Origin of the sequence: Methylobacterium tarhaniae, from assembly GCF_001043955.1 — a bacterium.
In the GTDB taxonomy this organism is placed as follows: domain Bacteria; phylum Pseudomonadota; class Alphaproteobacteria; order Rhizobiales; family Beijerinckiaceae; genus Methylobacterium; species Methylobacterium tarhaniae.
In genome coordinates, this window is record NZ_LABZ01000069.1 from 57685 (window position 1) to 75030 (window position 17346).

Here is a 17346-nt window from a genome sequence, read left to right on the forward strand (position 1 = left end):
ACCGACGATACGGAGGGGGCTGGAGCGATCCGGCCCCTTTCGCGTGTCTGCTCCCGAGGAGGGCGGCCGGTTCCTATTGCGGCGCTCCGGGCAGCGGGATGCTTTGCGGGAACTTGAAGATGTCGTCCGGATCGTATCCGAGCTTGATCTTCTGGAGCCGGGCGACGTTCTCGCCGTAATACGCGGCCAGCCAGTTCGGCAGGTCGCGGCTGGGGAAGTTGACGTAGGATTCCTTCTGCACGAATTCCTGCATGTCGGCGAAGTAGTCCGTCAGCCAGCGCTGCTGCCGCTCGACGACCTGCGGCGTGTCGAGCGGGCTCCAGGATGCCTCCATCTCGACGATGAAGTCGGACCTGCGGTGGACGTAGGCGGTGTCGGTCGGGCCGACCGCCTTCACCTTGCCGCCGGCCGCGAACAGGATGCCCATGTTGTCCTGCCGCAGCGACCCGCCGGGCCACTGCTCCATCCAGCCGATCATCCGCTCCAGGCCTCTCCCGCTGAGCTGGCCCGCGACGTAGCTCGACCGGATGTCGTAGAGCCCGGTCGGATCGTCGGTGACGAGGTAGTCGCGGGCGGCCCAGTAATTCATCCCGTTGATCTCGCAGATCGTCGGTGCGACCCGGCCGAGGGGCTTGGCCAGCAGCTCCCGCAGCTGCGCCGGCGGGCCGAAGAACTGGCCGAGGGTCTGCACGTGCAGCGCGCCGCGGGTGACCTTGCCGGCCTGCTCGGGGGCCATCTTGCTGCGGGTCGAGATCAGTTCCGGATGCTTGAGCTGGATCTCCTGCAGGTCCAGCATCAGCTCGACCTGCTGCTTGGCCGGCCAGACGATGTTGAACACCGTGACGTCGTGCGCCTCGTGCACCGCGAAGGTGAAGGCGGTATGCACCGCGAAGTTGCCGCCGCCGCCGCCCCGGGCGGCCCAGAACAGATGGTCGTCCTCGCCCGCCCGGGCGGTGGCGTGGCGCAGTCGGCCATCCGCCGTCACCGCATCCGTCGCCCGCAGGGCGTCGCAGGTCAGGCCGTAGCGCGTCGCCGAGAAGCCCCAGCCGCCGCCCAGGGTGAGGCCGCTGATGCCCACGGTCGGGCAGCGGCCCGACGCCACCGCCAGGCCGGAGGCCCGGAAGGCGTCGGCCATGTCCTGGTTGTTGGCGCCGGCCCCGATCGTCACGAGGCCGTTCTTCGCGTCGAACGCGATGCCGCTCATCGGCTTGACGTCGATCAGCAGGCCCGGCGTGGTCGAGAAGCCGGCATAGTTGTGCCCGCCGCAGCGGACCGCGAAGGGCCGGCGCTCCTGGCGCGCCCAGTCGATGCAGGCGCGGACGTCGTGGTCGTCGACGCACATCGCGATCGCCAGCGGATAGACGTCGGCCCAGCGGCCGTTATTCGGCCAGGCTGCGACGAGGAAGCCGGGCTCGTCCGGGCGGATCAGCCGGCCGTGTAGGTCCTTGGCCAAGGCGTCGAGCCCCCGCGGCGGCGGTCCCTCCAGGGCCTCCGCGCCGGGCAACCGGCTGCCGAGGGCAGCCCCCGCCAGCACGGCGCCCGATTGGAACAACCGGCGCCGGCTCACGGCTCTGGATGTCTGAATAGTCTCGATCGTCGAAATCTTGGTCATGGCGTTGGGTCCGCCCCGGCCGATTCTGGCCTTCGGTCATCAGCCGACCCTCGTTCCTCTGGGTCAACACAGAGAAAATGGAAAAATATTTCTCATGAAACAGACTTGACCGAACGGGCGAATGTCGAATCGCCCCGTGCGTCATGGCGAAATCCTCTTCCATCGTCACGCAGACCGGTCATGGAGATGACAGACGTCCTGTCCACTGACATTGCCGGGCAGGCCTGAGCGTCATCCACCGCCTTCTCCGAGGTCGGCGACGGTGGATCCAGGGTCTCGACCGGAGGAGTTCTCCTGAAGGTACGGAGCGTTTGCCGCGGCGATGGCGGTGGCGTTCCGGCCCGTCCAAAGACGACGATCCCGCTGATCGCCCGTCACCGGCTACGACCGGCAGCCCCCGTTCCCCCAACCCGGCGTTGCCCTGCGGCCGCACTCATCCCATATTTCCGCTCAGCGGCTGCGGCTTGCCCGCCGGGGAGCCGTCGCGTCCCGCCGCCTGGATCGACCTGTTGGCCAAAAGAATTCATCCCAAGGGAAGTCACCCGAAAGCGGCGCATGCCGCCCTTCCCACCCGCGAGGCCGTGCTCGCCTTCATCGAGGAATCGCCCCAGAAGGTCGGCAAGCGCGAGATCGCCCAGGCCTTCGGCATCAAGGGCTCCGACAAGATCGAGCTGAAGCGCCTGCTGAAGGACCTCCAGGACGAGGGCGTGATCGAGAAGGACCGGGCCGGCCTGCGCAAGGCCGGCCGGCTGCCGCCGGTCGTCGTCGCCGACATCGACACCCGCCGCGACCGCGACGGCGAGCTGGTCGCGCGGCCCGCGCAATGGGATCCGGAGGCCGGGCCCGCGCCCCTCATCACCGTGCTGATGCCGCGCGCCGGGCGCCGCACCAACGCGCCGGCCCCCGGCACCGGCGACCGGGCGCTCCTGAAGATCGAGCCCGATAGCGACACGCCCGGGCGCTATCTCGGCCGGGTCATCAAGGTGATCGGCCGCAACAAGGCCGAGACGCTCGGCGTGTTCCGGGCCCTGCCGACGGGCGGCGGGCGCATCGTGCCCGTCGACAAGAAGGCGCAAGGGCGCGAGATCGCCGTTCCGCCCGGAGGGGAGGGGGACGCCCTCGACGGCGACCTCGTCACCGTGACGCTCGGCCGCGAGGACCGGTTCGGGCTGACGCAGGGACGCGTCAAGGAGCGCCTCGGCAGCCTCGGTTCGGAGAAGGCGGTGAGCCTGATCGCGATCCACGCCCACGGCATCCCGCACGTCTTCCCGCGGGAAGTGCTGGCGGAGGCCGAGGCCGCCCGCGAGGTCGGGCTGGAGGGGCGCGAGGCAGGCGATCGAGAAGACTGGCGCGAATTGCCCCTCGTCACCATCGACCCGCCGGACGCCAAGGACCACGACGACGCCGTGATGGCGATCCCCGATCCCGATCCGGCCAATCCGGGCGGGTTCGTGGTCACGGTGGCGATCGCGGATGTCGCAGCCTATGTCCGGCCCGGCTCCGCTCTCGACCTCGAGGCCTTGCTGCGCGGCAACTCGGTCTACTTCCCCGACCGGGTGGTGCCGATGCTGCCCGAGCGGATCTCGAACGACCTCTGCTCCTTGCGCCCCGGCCAGGACCGGCCGGCGCTCGCCGTGCGCATGACCGTGACGGCGGAGGGGCGCAAGCTCCGTCACAGCTTCCACCGCGTCATGATGCGCTCGGCCGCCAAGCTCGCCTATGCGCAGGCGCAAGCCGCGATCGACGGCAGGCCCGACGAGGTCACGGGCCCGATCCTGGAGCCGGTGCTCCGCCCGCTCTGGGCCGCCTACCGGGCGCTGGCCGCGGCCCGCGACGCGCGGGGGCCGCTCGCCCTCGACCTGCCCGAGCGCAAGGTGATCCTGAACGCTGAGGGCGGGGTCGACCGGGTGATCGTGCCGGAGCGCCTGGAGGCGCACCGGCTGATCGAGGAGTTCATGATCCAGGCCAACGTCGCCGCGGCCGAGGCTCTGGAGGCGGCGCGCCAGCCGCTGATCTACCGCGTCCACGACGAGCCCTCGCTGGAGAAGATGCGGGCGCTCGGCGAGGTGCTGGCCTCGATCGGCCTGAAGCTGCCGAAGGAGGCGAATCTCCGCCCGGCCCTGTTCAACCGCATCCTCGGCATGGTCGAGGGCGGCGAGCACCAGCTCTTCCTCAACGAGGTGGTGTTGCGCTCGCAGGCCCAGGCGGTCTACGCCGCCGAGAATGCCGGCCATTTCGGCCTGTCGCTGCGCCGCTACGCCCACTTCACCTCGCCGATCCGGCGCTACGCCGACCTGATCGTGCACCGCGCCCTGATCCGGGCGCTCCGCCTGGGCTCCGACGGGTTGCCGGCGGGTATGGAGACCGGCGACCTCGCCGAGATCGGCCAGCAGATCTCCGCCGCCGAGCGCCGCGCCATGGCGGCGGAGCGGGAGACGATCGACCGCCTGATCGCCCATCACCTCGCCGACCGGGTCGGCGCCACCTTCTGGGGCCAGGTCTCTGGCGTGACCCGCTCGGGGCTGTTCATCAAGCTCGACGAGACCGGCGCCGACGGCTTCGTGCCGATCTCGACGCTCGGCGCCGACTACTTCCGCCACGAGGAGGGCCGGCACGCCCTCGTCGGCGAGCGCACCCGCCAGACCTTCCGCCTCGGCGACAAGGTCGAGGTGCAGCTGATGGAGGCCGCGCCGGTGGCGGGTGCCCTGCGCTTCGAGATCGCCGGCAGCAGCCGCGCCGGCGCACCCGCCCCGGCCCGCGGCGGCCCGCGCAAGGGCCGGCCCGCCCCGGCGAGCCGCGACAGCCTCACCAAGCGCCGCGGGAGACGCGCATGATCGAGATCCACGCCGGCCCCGCCGCCGAGCCCGCGGCACCCGTGGCCCTGGGCCCGTCCTGGCCGATGGCGATGTGGCGCGGCTTTCGCAACCGCTGCCCGCATTGCGGCGAGGGCCGGCTGTTCCACCGCTTCCTCAAGGTGCGGGAAGCGTGCGAGGCCTGCGGCGTCGAACTGCATCACCACCGCGCCGACGACCTGCCGCCCTACATCGTGATCTTCGTCGTCGGCCACGTCGTCGGCCTTGGCGTCCTCGAGACCGAGATGCGCCTCGACGTGCCGCTGTGGTTCCAGATGACGTTCTGGCCCGGTCTCGCCCTGATCGGTTCGCTGCTCCTGCTCCAGCCCACCAAGGGGGCAGTGGTCGGCCTGCAATATGCCCTTGGCATGCACGGCTTTTCCGCGATACGCCGCGCCGGGGCCCGGCCGGAGGACGGTCCGGCCCAGCAGGAGACGGAGACGCGGGATGGCGGCAGGACCGACGGACGACACATCGGCTCCGGCCGCCCCTGAGCGGAAGGCGCGGCCCCTGCGGATCCGCAACGCCGCGACGCTGATCATCCTCGACCGCTCGGGCGACCAGCCGAAGGTGCTGATGGGCCGGCGCCACGCCGGCCACAAGTTCATGCCCGGCCTGTTCGTGTTTCCGGGCGGGCGGATCGAGCTCGGCGACCGGAGCATGCCGGTCGCCGGCACCCTCAACGACCGGGCCGAGGCCGCCCTGGCCGAACGGGTCCACCCCCCGCTCTTCCATCTCGGCCGGGTGCTGGCGCTCGCGGCGATCCGCGAGACCTACGAGGAGACCGGGCTGATGGTCGGCTCCCTCGATTACGGCCCGCCCGAGACGGCGCCGCCCGGCGCCTGGTCCGCCTTTCGCGAGGCCGGGGTGATGCCGGACCTCGAGCTGATGCAGTTCGTCGCCCGGGCGATCACGCCCCCCTCCCGGCCCAAGCGCTTCGACACCCGCTTCTTCGCCGTCGACCGCGAGGCGGTGGTGGCCGAGACCCCCGGCATCGTCGGCCCGGATTCGGAGCTGACCGAGCTCGCCTGGGTCAACCTTGCCGAGGCGCGCCGGCTGGAGCTGCCGCGCATCACCGCCATCGTGCTCGACGAGCTGGAGGCCCGGCTCGCCGCGGGGTTCAGCCCGATGCTGCCGGTGCCGTTCTTCCGCGACGTGGACGGCGAGCACACCAGGGAAGAGCTGTAAGGCGGCCTGCCCTCCCGGCGCCCGGGCTGGCCTTTGCCGGCCGCCTGATCCATACGGGCCGGCCCTGACGGCCAGCCCCTATCATGACCAGCCTCACCACGACCGATCCCGAGTTCGGGCCTGCCCGCATCGCGGCCATCGCGGCCGCCATCGCCTGCGTGGCGGTGGTCGGCATCGGGCTCAGCCTGTCGATCCCGCTCCTCTCCCTCGAGATGGAGCGGATGGGCCTGTCCAATACCTGGATCGGCATCAACACGGCGGTCGCCGGGGTGGCGAGCATCGTCGTCCTGCCCTTCGTGCCGCGGGTGGCGGCGCAGCTCGGCGTGATGCCGCTGCTGCTCGGCGCCATCGCGGTCGCGGCCCTGGCGCTGGTCGGCTTCCGGGCGGTCTACGACTTCGCCTGGTGGTTCCCGCTCCGCTTCGTGTTCTCGGCCGCCCTCGGGGTGCTGTTCGTCCTCTCGGAGTTCTGGATCAACCAGGCGGCGCCGCCGGCCCGGCGGGGCCTCGTGATGGGGGTCTACGCCACGGTGCTGGCGCTGGGTTTCGCCATCGGCCCGGGCCTGCTGCGCGTCCTCGGCACCACCGGCTGGGCGCCGTACCTCGCGGGGGCCGCCCTGTTCTGCGCCGGCGCGCTGCCCCTGGTGATGGCCCGCGGGCTGTCGCCGGAGATCCCGCACAAGGGCGGGCGGGGCTTCCTCGGCTACCTGCGGGTCGCGCCCTCGGCCACGCTGGCGGCCCTCATCTACGGCGCGGTCGAGACCGGGGGCTTCGCCATCCTGCCGATCTATGGCCTGCGCCTCGGCCTGAACGCGGAGCAGGCGGCGGGCCTGGTCAGCCTCGCGGCGCTCGGCAACGTGCTGTTCCAGATCCCGGTCGGCCTCCTCGCCGACAAGGTCGACAAGCGCCGGCTGCTGCTGGCCGCCGCCTCCCTCGGCGCGGCCGGTGCCGCCGCCCTGCCGCTCGGGGCCGATGACCCGCGGCTGCTCGCGGTGATCCTGTTCGTCTGGGGTGGCATCGCCGGGACGCTCTACACCGTCGGCCTCGCGCATCTGGGCGCCCGTTTCGACGGCGCGGCGCTCGCCGGTGCCAACGCGGCCTTCCTGGTTCTCTACAATATCGGCCTGGTGCTGGGGCCGCCGCTGGTCGGCGGCGGCATGGACCTCGCCTCGCCGCACGGCTTCGCCTGGTCGCTGGCGCTGCTGTTCGTCGCCTACCTCGCGGTGGTGGGCGGGCGGATGATCCGTGCCGCGCCCTGACGTCGATGGCGCGACCGTCGGTCGCCCGGGCTTGACGCCCGGGGGGCGATGGGGCAGGAAGGCGCCGCGTTCTGGCCGGGCCTGCCCGGCCGTTTTGCGTTTCGGTCCTCCGGGCGCAACACCCACCAGCCACAAGAGGTCGCGCCATGGCCAAGGCCGTCACCGTCAAGATCAAGCTGCTTTCGACCGCCGATACCGGCTATTTCTACGTCACCAAGAAGAACTCGCGGACCAAGACCGACAAGCTGTCGTTCAAGAAGTACGACCCGATCGCGCGCAAGCACGTCGAGTTCAAGGAAACCAAGATCAAGTAATCTTCGGGCTGCTTCCGTGCAGCATGAAAAAGGCCGCCCGGAAGGGCGGCCTTTTTCCGTTGGAGGGCAATCCCTTCAGCCGAAGAGGTACATCGCGCCCGGCAGGGCGCAGAGGCCGGCGGCGCAGCCATAGGCGAGCCACAGGCCCGGCCGGCGGGCGGCGAGGCGGCGCAGGCGCTTGGCCGTCGGCCCGGCCTTGACGGTGCGCCCGTTCACGCACGAGCAGAGCAGGTTGTGGGCCTCGCCGGTGCTCAGCTCGAAGAAGCTGCGGGCATCGCCGAAGGTGTCGCCGGAGAGCCCGCTCGCCCGCAGGACCGGATCGGCATAGGCGAAGGCCAGCGGCGAGTTGTCGGCCCGGATCGCCGCCCGCATCTTGCGGGGCACGAACTCGATCTCCTCCAGGGTGATGAAGCTGCGGCCCGGATCGCGTTCGAGGATTTCGGCGAAGCGCTCCAGGCGGGCGCGGCGGCCTTCGAGCAGGGCCGGAACCGTCTCGACGTCGGCGATGTCACGGATGTGGCGAAGCGGCTGATGTTCCATGCTGGGCATCCTCATCGATGCGCTGCAGATCGGTGCGCGCTGCTGGTGAGGCAGCATGCTCCAAGCATCTCGCCGATGCATTCGCCCTCGTTAACACATTCTCTTGATCGCCGGATTATCGAGCTTCAAGCAATTGCCGGTAAAGCCGCTCGCATCAAGGGCTTGAGCGCGGCGGGCTAAGCTTCGCCGAACCTCGCCCGGCGGTCGGCCTGCGACCGCCGGACGCACGAGATAACGTTCAAGTCACCTCGAACCAGCCCCAGAGGCCGGTGTCGAACCGCTCCAGCGCCGTGGCGCTGACGAGCCAGCGGCCGGGATTGTCGGCGAGGAACGCGATGCGGGCGGTCCGGCCCTCCAGCAGCTGGAACGTGTCGAGCCAGTAGGGCTCCCAGCCGTCGTCGAGGGGGTGCAGCAGCCGGAAGGCATGGCCGTGCAGGTGCAGCGATTGCGGGAAGGCGGTGGTGTTGGTGAGCGCCAGCACCACGGCGGTGTTGCGCTTGACCGAGAACAGGGGCGGGTTCTCCGCCCGGCCGGCGGCGCCGTTCAGGGTCCAGATCCGGGTCGGATCGCCGGTGAAGCTCGGGGGCGCCTCCGGCTTGGCCTTGTCGAACACCGCGCCGCCCGCGACGGCGATGTCGCGCCGGAACGCGTTCTGGAGCTTGATCTCCGGCGGCAGCAGCTTGTTCTCGCCGATCGGCGCGACCGGCGGGCGGGCTGCCACCGCCTCGCCCTTCGGGACGAGGCGGGCGAGCGGCATGCCCTGCCCGATCAGCGCCACGACGCTGCCTGCGGGCTCGGAGGCGCCGGGCACGTCGAGGAGGATGTCGTAGCGGGTGCCGGGCGGGAAGGGGAGGGTGGCGCGCAGGGGCTCGAAGGTGTCGGTCGGCTGCCCGTCCACCGCCGCCACCCAGGCCTTGAGGCCGTCGAAGCGGATCCGGGTCGCCCGCGCGTTGCAGGCATTGGCGAGGCGCAGGCGCAGCCGGGTGCCGGGAGCGGCCTCGATCGTCTCCGGCGCCGGCCTCCCGTTGACCGTGAGCGCGTTGCCGAGCCGGCCCGAGCTCGCCGCGAAGGCCGTCTGCCCGAAGGCCGCCGGATTCCCGTCGGCCTCAAGGCGCCAATCCTGCAGGAGCAACGGCACGTCGCGGTCGACGACCGGGGCCTTCGCCTCCTCGACCACCAGCAGGCCGGCGAGGCCGCGCCCGGCCGGTTCGCTCGATCCGCCGACCACGAGGGGGCGGATCAGGAAGGTGCCGGCATCCGGTGGAGTGAACTCGTAGAGGAAGCTCGCCCCCGGCGCGACCGGGCTCTGGGTCACCCCGCCGACCCCGTCCATGGCGTTGCGGTTGCGCACCCCGTGCCAGTGCAGCGACAAGGGCCGCTCGGTCTTGTTCTCCAGGCGCAGGCGAACCGCCTCGCCGAGCCTGATCCGCAGGACCGGCGGCGAGGCCGGCCCGTCGGCCTTGCCGTCGAAGGCCCAGACCGGGGTCTCGGGCGCGGGCTCCGGCTTGATTCGCGCCTTCGCGGGCGCCGCGATCAGGGACCGCGACTCCGCCGCACCGGACGCTGTCGGGGCGGACGCCCCGGACGGGCCGCCCTGCCCCCGGGCAAGGGCCGGCGCGAGGGAGAGGGCGGCGCCGGCGAGCAGCGCGCGGCGCGAGGGCGGCAGGGATGACGGCATGGCACCTCGCTGAACGGAGTTCTTCCCGCAGGGCGGGCGGTCCCTCGCGGCGACCCGCCTTGTAGCCGGGGCGGGGGCCCGGGGCGAGGCAGGGACCAAAATTCTTGCTGCGTGACCGATCCACCATGCTATAGAGCCGCGCCCGGGTGCGTCAGGCCTCGGGCGCGAGCGTCGCGGGCGTGGCGGAATTGGTAGACGCGCTGGATTTAGGTTCCAGTGACGAGAGTCGTGGGGGTTCGAGCCCCTCCGCCCGCACCACATCCGCCAGGCGACACGACGGATTGGGTTCAAGCAGCAGTGCCGGCCCCTTGTCCTGACGGTCCCGTCGCACGGCGTCGATCACAGCGTCGTCCGGGCCCGCAGCCAGGCCGGATTCGAAGGTGCAAGGCGGAATGACGACGATGCAGGTGACCGAGACCAAGTCCGAGGGGCTCAAGCGCGAATTCCAGGTGGTTCTGCCCGCGGCCGAGCTGGAGAGCCGGCTCGCGACCGAGCTCGACGGAATCAAGGGCAAGGTACAGCTCAAGGGCTTCCGCCCGGGCAAGGTGCCGGTGGCCCACCTGCGCAAGGTCTACGGCCGTTCCGTGATGGCCGACGTCGTCCAGAACGCCGTCAACGAGGCCAACCAGAAGATCGTCGAGGACAACAAGCTCAAGCTCGCCCTCGAGCCGCAGATCCAGATGCCCGAGGACAAGGACGAGATCGACAAGGCGCTCGACGCCAAGGCCGATCTCTCGTTCAAGATCGCCCTCGAGGTGATGCCGAGCTTCGACCTCGTCGACCTCTCGGACGTGAGCCTGACCAAGCTCGTCGTCACCCCCTCCGACGAGGAGATCAACGAGACGATCGAGCGGATGGCCGCCGCCAACCGCCCGTTCGAGGACCGTCCCGAGGGTCAGTCCGCCGAATCGGGCGACCGGCTCACCATCAACTTCACCGGCCGGATCGACGGCACCCCGTTCGAGGGCGGCACCGGGGAGGACATCAACCTCGACCTCGGCTCGAACACCTTCATCCCGGGCTTCGAGGACCAGCTGCTCGGCGCCCGCGTCGGCGACGAGCGCCTGGTCAAGGTCACCTTCCCGGAGAATTACGGCGCCGAGCACCTCGCCGGCAAGGAAGCCGAGTTCGACGTCACCGTGAAGGCCATCAAGCTCCCGGGTGAGCTCAAGATCGACGACGAGCTCGCCAAGAACTTCGGCATGGACTCGCTCGACGCCCTCAAGGACGCCGTGCGCTCCACCATGGGCCGCGAGTACGAGGCGGCCTCGCGCCAGAAGCTGAAGAAGGGCCTCCTCGACGCCCTCGACAGCCGCTACTCCTTCGAGCTGCCCCCGAGCCTGGTCCACCAGGAATTCGCCGCCGTGTGGGCCCAGGTCGAGCAGGACCTGAAGAATCGTGGCAAGACCTTCGAGGACGAGGACACCACGGAGGAGAAGGCCCGCGAGGAGTACCGTCGGATCGCCGAGCGCCGCGTGCGCCTCGGGCTGGTGCTTGCGCAGGCCGGCGAGAGCGCCGATATCAAGGTCTCGGACGACGAGGTGAATCAGGCCCTGATCGCCCGCGTCCGTCAGTTCCCGGGCCAGGAGCAGCAGGTCTGGGATTTCTACCGCAAGACCCCGCAGGCGCTGGCCGAGCTGCGCGCCCCGCTGTTCGAGGAGAAGGTGGTTGACCACGTTCTCGGGCAGGTCAAACTGGTCGAGGAGCCCGTCTCGAAGGAGACGCTGTTCGCCGACGAGGACGACGCCGAGGACGCCAAGGCCAAGGGCGAATCGGCCGAGGCCGCTCCCGCGGGTGAGTCCAACCCGGCCTGATCCCCGTACGACCCCCTCGAACGGGCGGCGGACGGGGCCTGCGAGGTCGTTCGTTTTCGCCGCTACCCCGGCCGCCTCGATGCGGCCGGGTTCCGTTCAGAGGGCCAGTGAGATGAGAGATCCGGTCGAGTACTACAACAGCGCGCTCGTCCCCATGGTGGTCGAGCAGTCGAGCCGCGGCGAGCGCGCCTTCGACATCTACTCGCGCCTGCTGCGCGAGCGCATCATCTTCCTGACCGGCCCGGTCGAGGACTATTCCGCGTCGCTGATCGTGGCGCAGCTGCTGTTCCTCGAGGCGGAGAACCCGAAGAAGGAAATTTCCTTCTACATCAACTCCCCGGGCGGCGTGGTCACCTCCGGCCTGTCGATCTACGACACGATGCAGTTCATCCGTTGCCCGGTTGCCACGCTCTGCGTCGGCCAGGCCGCCTCGATGGGCTCGCTGCTGCTGGCCGCCGGCGAGGCCGGCCATCGCTTCGCTCTGCCGAATGCCCGGATCATGGTCCACCAGCCCTCCGGCGGCTTCCAGGGCCAGGCCACCGACATCCTCATCCATGCCCGCGAGATCGAGGCCCTGAAGCGGCGCCTCAACGAGATCTACGTGAAGCATACCGGCCGCGACTACGACGCCATTGAGCAGGGCCTGGAGCGCGACAACTTCATGACCGCCGACGCGGCCAAGGAGTGGGGCCTGATCGACGAGGTGCTCCAGAAGCGGGCCGAGGCCCCGGCCCAGGCCTAAAGTCTGCGGCCGCGTCTTCCGCCGGAGGGACCCGCCCGCGCGGGACCTCCTCCGGCGGGAGGCCGTCGCCCCGGAAGGCGGATCCCCGATGCGGCCATTTGGCGGGAGCCTGTCGCATCCGTGGGATTGATCCGGCGGTGGCCGCGTGTTTGCATCGCGATTCTGCGCTGGGCGCTCGGCGCGCGGGGGGCGGTGACTGTTTCTTTAGCCGGGCGCCACTATCTAAAAGCGATGCGGTCGCGCCCCCGGGGGCGGGGCCGGTCGGGGACTTGGAGACCCATATGAGCAAGGCTGGCGGCAACGACTCGAAGAGCACGCTGTACTGCTCGTTCTGCGGCAAGAGCCAGCACGAGGTTCGCAAGCTGATCGCGGGCCCGACCGTCTTCATCTGCGATGAGTGCGTCGAGCTGTGCATGGACATCATTCGCGAGGAATCGAAGTCCTCGCTGGTGAAGTCGCGGGACGGCGTACCGACCCCGAAGGAGATTCGGCGGGTCCTGGATGACTACGTCATCGGGCAGGACTTTGCCAAGAAGGTCCTGTCGGTGGCCGTGCACAACCACTACAAGCGCCTGGCGCACGCGACCAAGCACAACGACGTCGAGCTGGCGAAGTCCAACATCCTGCTGATCGGCCCGACCGGGTCGGGCAAGACCCTGTTGGCCCAGACCCTGGCCCGCATCCTCGACGTGCCGTTCACGATGGCCGACGCGACGACGCTGACCGAGGCCGGTTACGTCGGCGAGGACGTCGAGAACATCATCCTCAAGCTGCTCCAGGCCTCGGACTACAACGTCGAGCGGGCGCAGCGCGGCATCGTCTACATCGACGAGATCGACAAGATCTCCCGCAAGTCCGACAACCCGTCGATCACCCGCGACGTGTCGGGCGAGGGCGTGCAGCAGGCTCTCCTGAAGATCATGGAGGGCACGGTCGCCAGCGTCCCGCCGCAGGGCGGGCGCAAGCACCCCCAGCAGGAGTTCCTGCAGGTCGACACGACCAACATCCTGTTCATCTGCGGCGGCGCCTTCGCGGGGCTGGAGCGGATCATCTCGGCTCGCGGCAAGGGGACCTCGATCGGCTTCGGCGCCACCGTCCAGGCACCGGACGATCGCCGCACCGGCGAGATCTTCCGCAACGTCGAGCCGGAGGACCTGCTGAAGTTCGGCCTCATCCCCGAATTCGTCGGCCGCCTGCCGGTCCTGGCGACCCTCGAGGATCTCGACGAGACCGCGCTGAAGCGCATCCTCCAGGAGCCGAAGAACGCGCTGGTGAAGCAGTACCAGCGCCTGTTCGAGATGGAGAACGTCGACCTGACGTTCCAGGAGGAGGCGCTGAGCCTCGTCGCCCGCAAGGCCATCGAGCGCAAGACCGGCGCCCGCGGCCTGCGCTCGATCCTGGAGAGCATCCTGCTCGAGACGATGTACGACCTGCCTGGCCTCGATTCGGTCGAGCAGGTGGTGATCGGGCCGGAGGTCGTCGACGGCAAGTCGCGGCCCCTCTACATCCACGGCGACCGCGGCAAGGACGCGCCGGCGAGCGCCAGCGCCTGACGAAGACCCCGAGGCCGCCGCGAAAACGGCGGCCTCTTGCTTGACGGTGGCCCGGATGCGGCCAGGTGGCATGGTGCTTGAAAGCGGCACCCGGAGGAGCCACCTGAGAGTCAACGCGGCGGCCGCATGCTCACGAAATGAGGTGCGGTGCCGCGACCCGGCCGCTCTCCTCGTTCCGACCCCCGCGGCCCGGTCGGCCCCCTTGTTCCTCCTGCTTTTCCCCTTGCGAGGGGAGGGACCTGGGCGTCACCACACAAGGAAGTCAGTCAATGACCCAGCCGAAATCGCGCCAGCCCGTCGTCCCCGGCTCGACCGGGACCTACGCGGTCCTGCCGCTGCGCGACATCGTGGTCTTCCCGCACATGATCGTGCCGCTCTTCGTCGGCCGCGAGAAGTCGATCCGTGCCCTTGAGGAGGCCGTGCGCACCGACCGGCACATCCTGCTCGCCACCCAGGTCAACGCCACGGACGACGACCCGGCCACCGACGCGATCTACACGATCGGCACCCTGGCGAGCGTCCTGCAGCTGCTCAAGCTTCCCGACGGCACCGTGAAGGTGCTGGTGGAGGGCGGCGGCCGGGCCAAGATCCAGGATTTCGTCCGCTCGGACGAGTACTACGCCGCCGACGCCGAGGTGTTGCCGAACGATCTCGGCGACAAGATCGAGGCCGAGGCGCTCGCCCGCTCGGTGATCTCGGAGTTCGAGAACTACGTCAAGCTCAACAAGAAGATCTCGCCGGAGGTGGTCTCCGCGGTGATCCAGATCGACGAGCCCTCGAAGCTCGCCGACACGGTCGCCTCGCACCTCGCCGTCAAGATCTCCGACAAGCAGGCGATCCTCGAGATCCCGACCGTCGCCCAGCGGCTGGAGCGCGTGCTCTCGCTGATGGAGAGCGAGATCTCGGTCCTGCAGGTCGAGAAGCGCATCCGCACCCGCGTCAAGCGGCAGATGGAGAAGACGCAGCGCGAGTACTACCTGAATGAGCAGATGAAGGCCATTCAGAAGGAACTCGGCGACGAGGACGGCCGCGACGAGCTGGCCGAGCTCGAGGACAAGATCGAGAAGACCAAGCTGTCCAAGGAGGCACGGGACAAGGCGCTCGCCGAGCTGAAGAAGCTGCGCCAGATGTCGCCGATGTCGGCCGAGGCGACGGTCGTGCGCAACTACCTCGACTGGATGCTCGGCATCCCGTGGGGCAAGCGCTCGAAGATCAAGAAGGACCTGCCCGGCGCGCAGGCCATGCTCGATGCCGACCATTTCGGCCTCGACAAGGTGAAGGAGCGGATCGTCGAGTACCTGGCGGTGCAGCAGCGCGCCAACAAGCTCACCGGCCCGATCCTCTGCCTCGTCGGACCGCCCGGCGTCGGCAAGACCTCGCTCGGCAAGTCGATCGCCAAGGCCACGGGCCGCGAGTTCGTGCGCATGTCGCTCGGCGGCGTGCGTGACGAGGCCGAGATCCGCGGTCACCGACGGACCTATATCGGCTCGATGCCCGGCAAGATCGTGCAATCGATGCGCAAGGCCAAGACCTCGAACCCGCTCATCCTGCTCGACGAGATCGACAAGATGGGCATGGACTTCCGCGGCGACCCGTCCGCGGCGCTCCTCGAGGTGCTGGATCCGGAGCAGAACGCGACCTTCAACGACCATTACCTCGAGGTCGATTACGACCTGTCGAACGTGATGTTCGTGACGACCGCCAACACCCTCAACATCCCGCCGGCCCTCCTGGACCGGATGGAGGTGATCCGCATCGCCGGCTACACCGAGGAGGAGAAGGTCGAGATCGCGCGCAAGCACCTGATGCCGGGTGCGCTGAAGAAGCACGGCCTCGAACCCAAGGAATGGTCGATCACCGATGACGGCCTGATGCTCCTGATCCGCCGCTACACCCGCGAGGCGGGCGTGCGGAACCTGGAGCGCGAGATCTCGAACCTGATCCGCAAGGCGGTGAAGGAGATCCTGATCTCGGGGGTGAAGAGCGTGACGGTCTCGGCCGACAACCTCGACACCTTCCTCGGCCCGGCGAAGTTCCGCTACGGCGAGGTCGAGACCGACGATCAGGTCGGTGTCGTCACCGGTCTGGCCTGGACCGAGGTCGGGGGCGAGCTGCTCACGATCGAAGGTGTCATGATGCCCGGTAAGGGCAAGATGACGGTCACCGGCAACCTGCGCGACGTGATGAAGGAGTCGATCTCGGCGGCGGCGTCCTACGTCCGCTCGCGGGCCGTCGATTTCGGCGTCGAGCCGCCGCTGTTCGAGCGCCGGGACATCCACGTCCACGTGCCGGAGGGGGCGACCCCGAAGGATGGGCCCTCGGCCGGTATCGCCATGGCGACGGCGATCGTCTCGGTCATCACCGGCATCCCGGTGCGTCGCGACATCGCGATGACCGGTGAGGTGACGCTGCGCGGCCGGGTGCTGCCGATCGGCGGCCTCAAGGAGAAGCTGTTGGCGGCTCTGCGGGGTGGCATCAAGATCGTGCTGATCCCGGAGGAGAACGCCAAGGATCTGGTGGAGATTCCCGACAGCGTGAAGAACGGGCTCGAGATCGTGCCTGTCTCGCGCATGGATCAGGTCCTCGAGCGCGCGCTGGTGCGCAAGCCGGAGGCGATCGACTGGGATGAGCCGCTGCCGAAGGCCTCGCCGGCCCGGTCGGAGGACGACGCTTCGGGGCTCGTGGCGCACTGACGCCCTGACCCTCTGCTGACAATAAAAAGGCCCCCGGACCCGACGATCCGGGGGCCTTTTCTCGCTCGGACCGGAGCCCCCTCGCCCGAGAGGCGCCCGACTGGATCAGGCGCTGCGTCGCCGGCCCAAACCGCTATTCTTGGCGAGCTCGGAGCGCTGGGCGGCGTAGTTGGCGGCGACCATCGGGTAGTCGTGCGGCAGGCCCCACTTGCGCCGGTACTCCTCGGGGGTGAGCCCGCGGGTCGACAGGTGGCGCTTGAGCGACTTGTACTGACGGCCGTCCTCGAGGCTGATCAGGTAATCCGGGGTCACCGTCTTCTTGATCGGCATCAGCGGTACCGGCTTCTCCGCCTCGTCCACCTGGGCGTCGCCGAGCCGGCTCAGCGATTGGTGTACCGCGTTGATCAGGGCCGGCAGATCGGCGACCGGCACAGAGTTGTTGGAGACGTAAGCCGACACGATGTCGGCCGCGCGCTCCATCAGGTTGGTTTCTTGGTCTTGGTCCAGCATTCAATCGGCTCCGATGGCAGAGTGGCTGCCCCATGCGTCTTTGATGGCTCGGGGTCAATATTTCTTTTTGGGAATGCGACAGAATTACACCGGAGAAACAAAGTTGTGCGCTATCGGTAGTCGCCGGTTGCCTCACCTGACAGCAACTCTTGCCTATGCGCTGGCGTAATACATGCATTGCAACCTGGGTTGAGCAGGAGTCGCTTGCCGAGGGTGTGAAGGCGTGCAGCCTGCCATGTGCGTACGAGCCTGGGTGTTCAAAGCCCCGAGAGGGGAGGGGGCTCCATCGCGAGAGCTTCACAAAGGAGTTGACGGGGCAAAATCCGGGGCCTATACGACCACCCATCGGCGCCGGCCGCTCCCGCGGACCGGTCGCTGAAACGTCTTCGAGACAGTCTGGGCCGGCAAGCCTGACCTTGGTCAGGTGCTGGTCCTGTTGTTGCCGATGATCGCCGGTGCGAGCCGGCCTGCTCTTTGACAAGTTCATCTGAGAAAGAGAAGCGTGGACGGCGTCGTCCCTGCGGATCCGGGTTTCGGCCTGGATCGTGAGTAGGATTACTTGCTCTTATACACATCTGACGCTGCCTACGAATA

General features: G+C 69.1%; 13 protein-coding genes and 1 tRNA gene. 10 read left to right on the top strand and 4 right to left on the bottom strand.

Annotated features, from left to right (window positions below):
* Positions 1-73: 73 nt before the first annotated feature.
* On the bottom strand, positions 74-1612 hold the full coding sequence (locus tag VQ03_RS11030; protein WP_208605498.1) for an FAD-binding oxidoreductase: 1539 nt from the start codon (positions 1610-1612) through the stop codon (positions 74-76).
* 509 nt (positions 1613-2121) lie between these two features.
* On the opposite strand from VQ03_RS11030, the gene rnr reads away from it, so the two are divergent.
* From rnr to rpmG, 5 genes are all read left to right on the top strand, one after another.
* Positions 2122-4446: a ribonuclease R gene (gene rnr / locus VQ03_RS11035; protein WP_048450917.1), complete on the top strand. Its 2325-nt coding sequence runs from the start codon at positions 2122-2124 to the stop codon at positions 4444-4446.
* Positions 4443-4958 carry a DUF983 domain-containing protein gene (locus tag VQ03_RS11040; protein ID WP_048450918.1) on the top strand — a complete coding sequence of 172 codons (516 nt, stop codon included), beginning with the start codon at positions 4443-4445 and terminating at the stop codon, positions 4956-4958. Before rnr ends, VQ03_RS11040 begins: the two co-directional genes overlap by 4 nt.
* Entirely contained in the window at positions 4912-5652 is a 741-nt protein-coding gene (locus VQ03_RS11045; RefSeq protein WP_048450919.1) for an NUDIX hydrolase, read from the top strand. The genes VQ03_RS11040 and VQ03_RS11045 overlap by 47 nt, the downstream gene beginning before the upstream one ends.
* An 83-nt stretch (positions 5653-5735) precedes the next feature.
* Positions 5736-6908: an MFS transporter gene (locus tag VQ03_RS11050; RefSeq protein ID WP_048450920.1), complete on the top strand. Its 1173-nt coding sequence runs from the start codon at positions 5736-5738 to the stop codon at positions 6906-6908.
* A 146-nt stretch (positions 6909-7054) separates the two neighbouring features.
* A complete protein-coding gene (gene rpmG / locus VQ03_RS11055; protein WP_048445380.1) occupies positions 7055-7222 on the top strand; it encodes a 50S ribosomal protein L33 in 168 nt (55 codons plus the stop codon).
* Between the two features lie 75 nt (positions 7223-7297).
* On the opposite strand, the gene VQ03_RS11060 is transcribed toward rpmG, so the two are convergent.
* Together VQ03_RS11060 and VQ03_RS11065 are read right to left on the bottom strand one after the other, a co-directional pair.
* Complete coding sequence (locus tag VQ03_RS11060) at positions 7298-7762, bottom strand: hypothetical protein (RefSeq protein WP_048450921.1); 465 nt, start codon at positions 7760-7762, stop codon at positions 7298-7300.
* Between the two features lie 238 nt (positions 7763-8000).
* A complete protein-coding gene (locus VQ03_RS11065; protein WP_048450922.1) occupies positions 8001-9440 on the bottom strand; it encodes a multicopper oxidase family protein in 1440 nt (479 codons plus the stop codon).
* 173 nt (positions 9441-9613) lie between these two features.
* Between VQ03_RS11065 and VQ03_RS11070 the strand changes: the two genes are divergently transcribed.
* From VQ03_RS11070 to lon, 5 genes are all read left to right on the top strand, one after another.
* Positions 9614-9698, top strand: a tRNA-Leu gene (locus tag VQ03_RS11070).
* Between the two features lie 143 nt (positions 9699-9841).
* Positions 9842-11254 carry a trigger factor gene (tig, locus tag VQ03_RS11075; RefSeq protein WP_048450936.1) on the top strand — a complete coding sequence of 471 codons (1413 nt, stop codon included), beginning with the start codon at positions 9842-9844 and terminating at the stop codon, positions 11252-11254.
* A gap of 112 nt (positions 11255-11366) precedes the next feature.
* Positions 11367-11996, top strand: a complete 630-nt coding sequence (locus tag VQ03_RS11080) for an ATP-dependent Clp protease proteolytic subunit (protein WP_048445377.1) — start codon at positions 11367-11369, stop codon at positions 11994-11996.
* Positions 11997-12277: 281 nt separating this feature from the next.
* Positions 12278-13549, top strand: a complete 1272-nt coding sequence (gene clpX / locus VQ03_RS11085; RefSeq protein ID WP_048445376.1) for an ATP-dependent Clp protease ATP-binding subunit ClpX — start codon at positions 12278-12280, stop codon at positions 13547-13549.
* 269 nt (positions 13550-13818) lie between these two features.
* Entirely contained in the window at positions 13819-16242 is a 2424-nt protein-coding gene (gene lon, locus VQ03_RS11090) for an endopeptidase La (protein ID WP_048450923.1), read from the top strand.
* 105 nt (positions 16243-16347) lie between these two features.
* On the opposite strand, the gene VQ03_RS11095 is transcribed toward lon, so the two are convergent.
* Positions 16348-16752 carry a Ros/MucR family transcriptional regulator gene (locus VQ03_RS11095; protein ID WP_048450924.1) on the bottom strand — a complete coding sequence of 135 codons (405 nt, stop codon included), beginning with the start codon at positions 16750-16752 and terminating at the stop codon, positions 16348-16350.
* Positions 16753-17346: the final 594 nt, after the last annotated feature.

Excerpts from the sequence above, each read along its gene's own strand:
- VQ03_RS11030 (WP_208605498.1), bottom strand. The coding sequence starts at position 1,612 with ATGACCAAGATTTCGACGATCGAGACTATTCAGACATCCAGAGCCGTG.
- clpX (WP_048445376.1), top strand. The coding sequence starts at position 12,278 with ATGAGCAAGGCTGGCGGCAACGACTCGAAGAGCACGCTGTACTGCTCG.
- lon (WP_048450923.1), top strand. The coding sequence starts at position 13,819 with ATGACCCAGCCGAAATCGCGCCAGCCCGTCGTCCCCGGCTCGACCGGG.
- VQ03_RS11040 (WP_048450918.1), top strand. The coding sequence starts at position 4,443 with ATGATCGAGATCCACGCCGGCCCCGCCGCCGAGCCCGCGGCACCCGTG.
- VQ03_RS11095 (WP_048450924.1), bottom strand. The coding sequence starts at position 16,752 with ATGCTGGACCAAGACCAAGAAACCAACCTGATGGAGCGCGCGGCCGAC.
- VQ03_RS11045 (WP_048450919.1), top strand. The coding sequence starts at position 4,912 with ATGGCGGCAGGACCGACGGACGACACATCGGCTCCGGCCGCCCCTGAG.
- tig (WP_048450936.1), top strand. The coding sequence starts at position 9,842 with ATGCAGGTGACCGAGACCAAGTCCGAGGGGCTCAAGCGCGAATTCCAG.
- VQ03_RS11065 (WP_048450922.1), bottom strand. The coding sequence starts at position 9,440 with ATGCCGTCATCCCTGCCGCCCTCGCGCCGCGCGCTGCTCGCCGGCGCC.
- VQ03_RS11050 (WP_048450920.1), top strand. The coding sequence starts at position 5,736 with ATGACCAGCCTCACCACGACCGATCCCGAGTTCGGGCCTGCCCGCATC.
- VQ03_RS11060 (WP_048450921.1), bottom strand. The coding sequence starts at position 7,762 with ATGGAACATCAGCCGCTTCGCCACATCCGTGACATCGCCGACGTCGAG.
- VQ03_RS11080 (WP_048445377.1), top strand. The coding sequence starts at position 11,367 with ATGAGAGATCCGGTCGAGTACTACAACAGCGCGCTCGTCCCCATGGTG.
- rpmG (WP_048445380.1), top strand. The coding sequence starts at position 7,055 with ATGGCCAAGGCCGTCACCGTCAAGATCAAGCTGCTTTCGACCGCCGAT.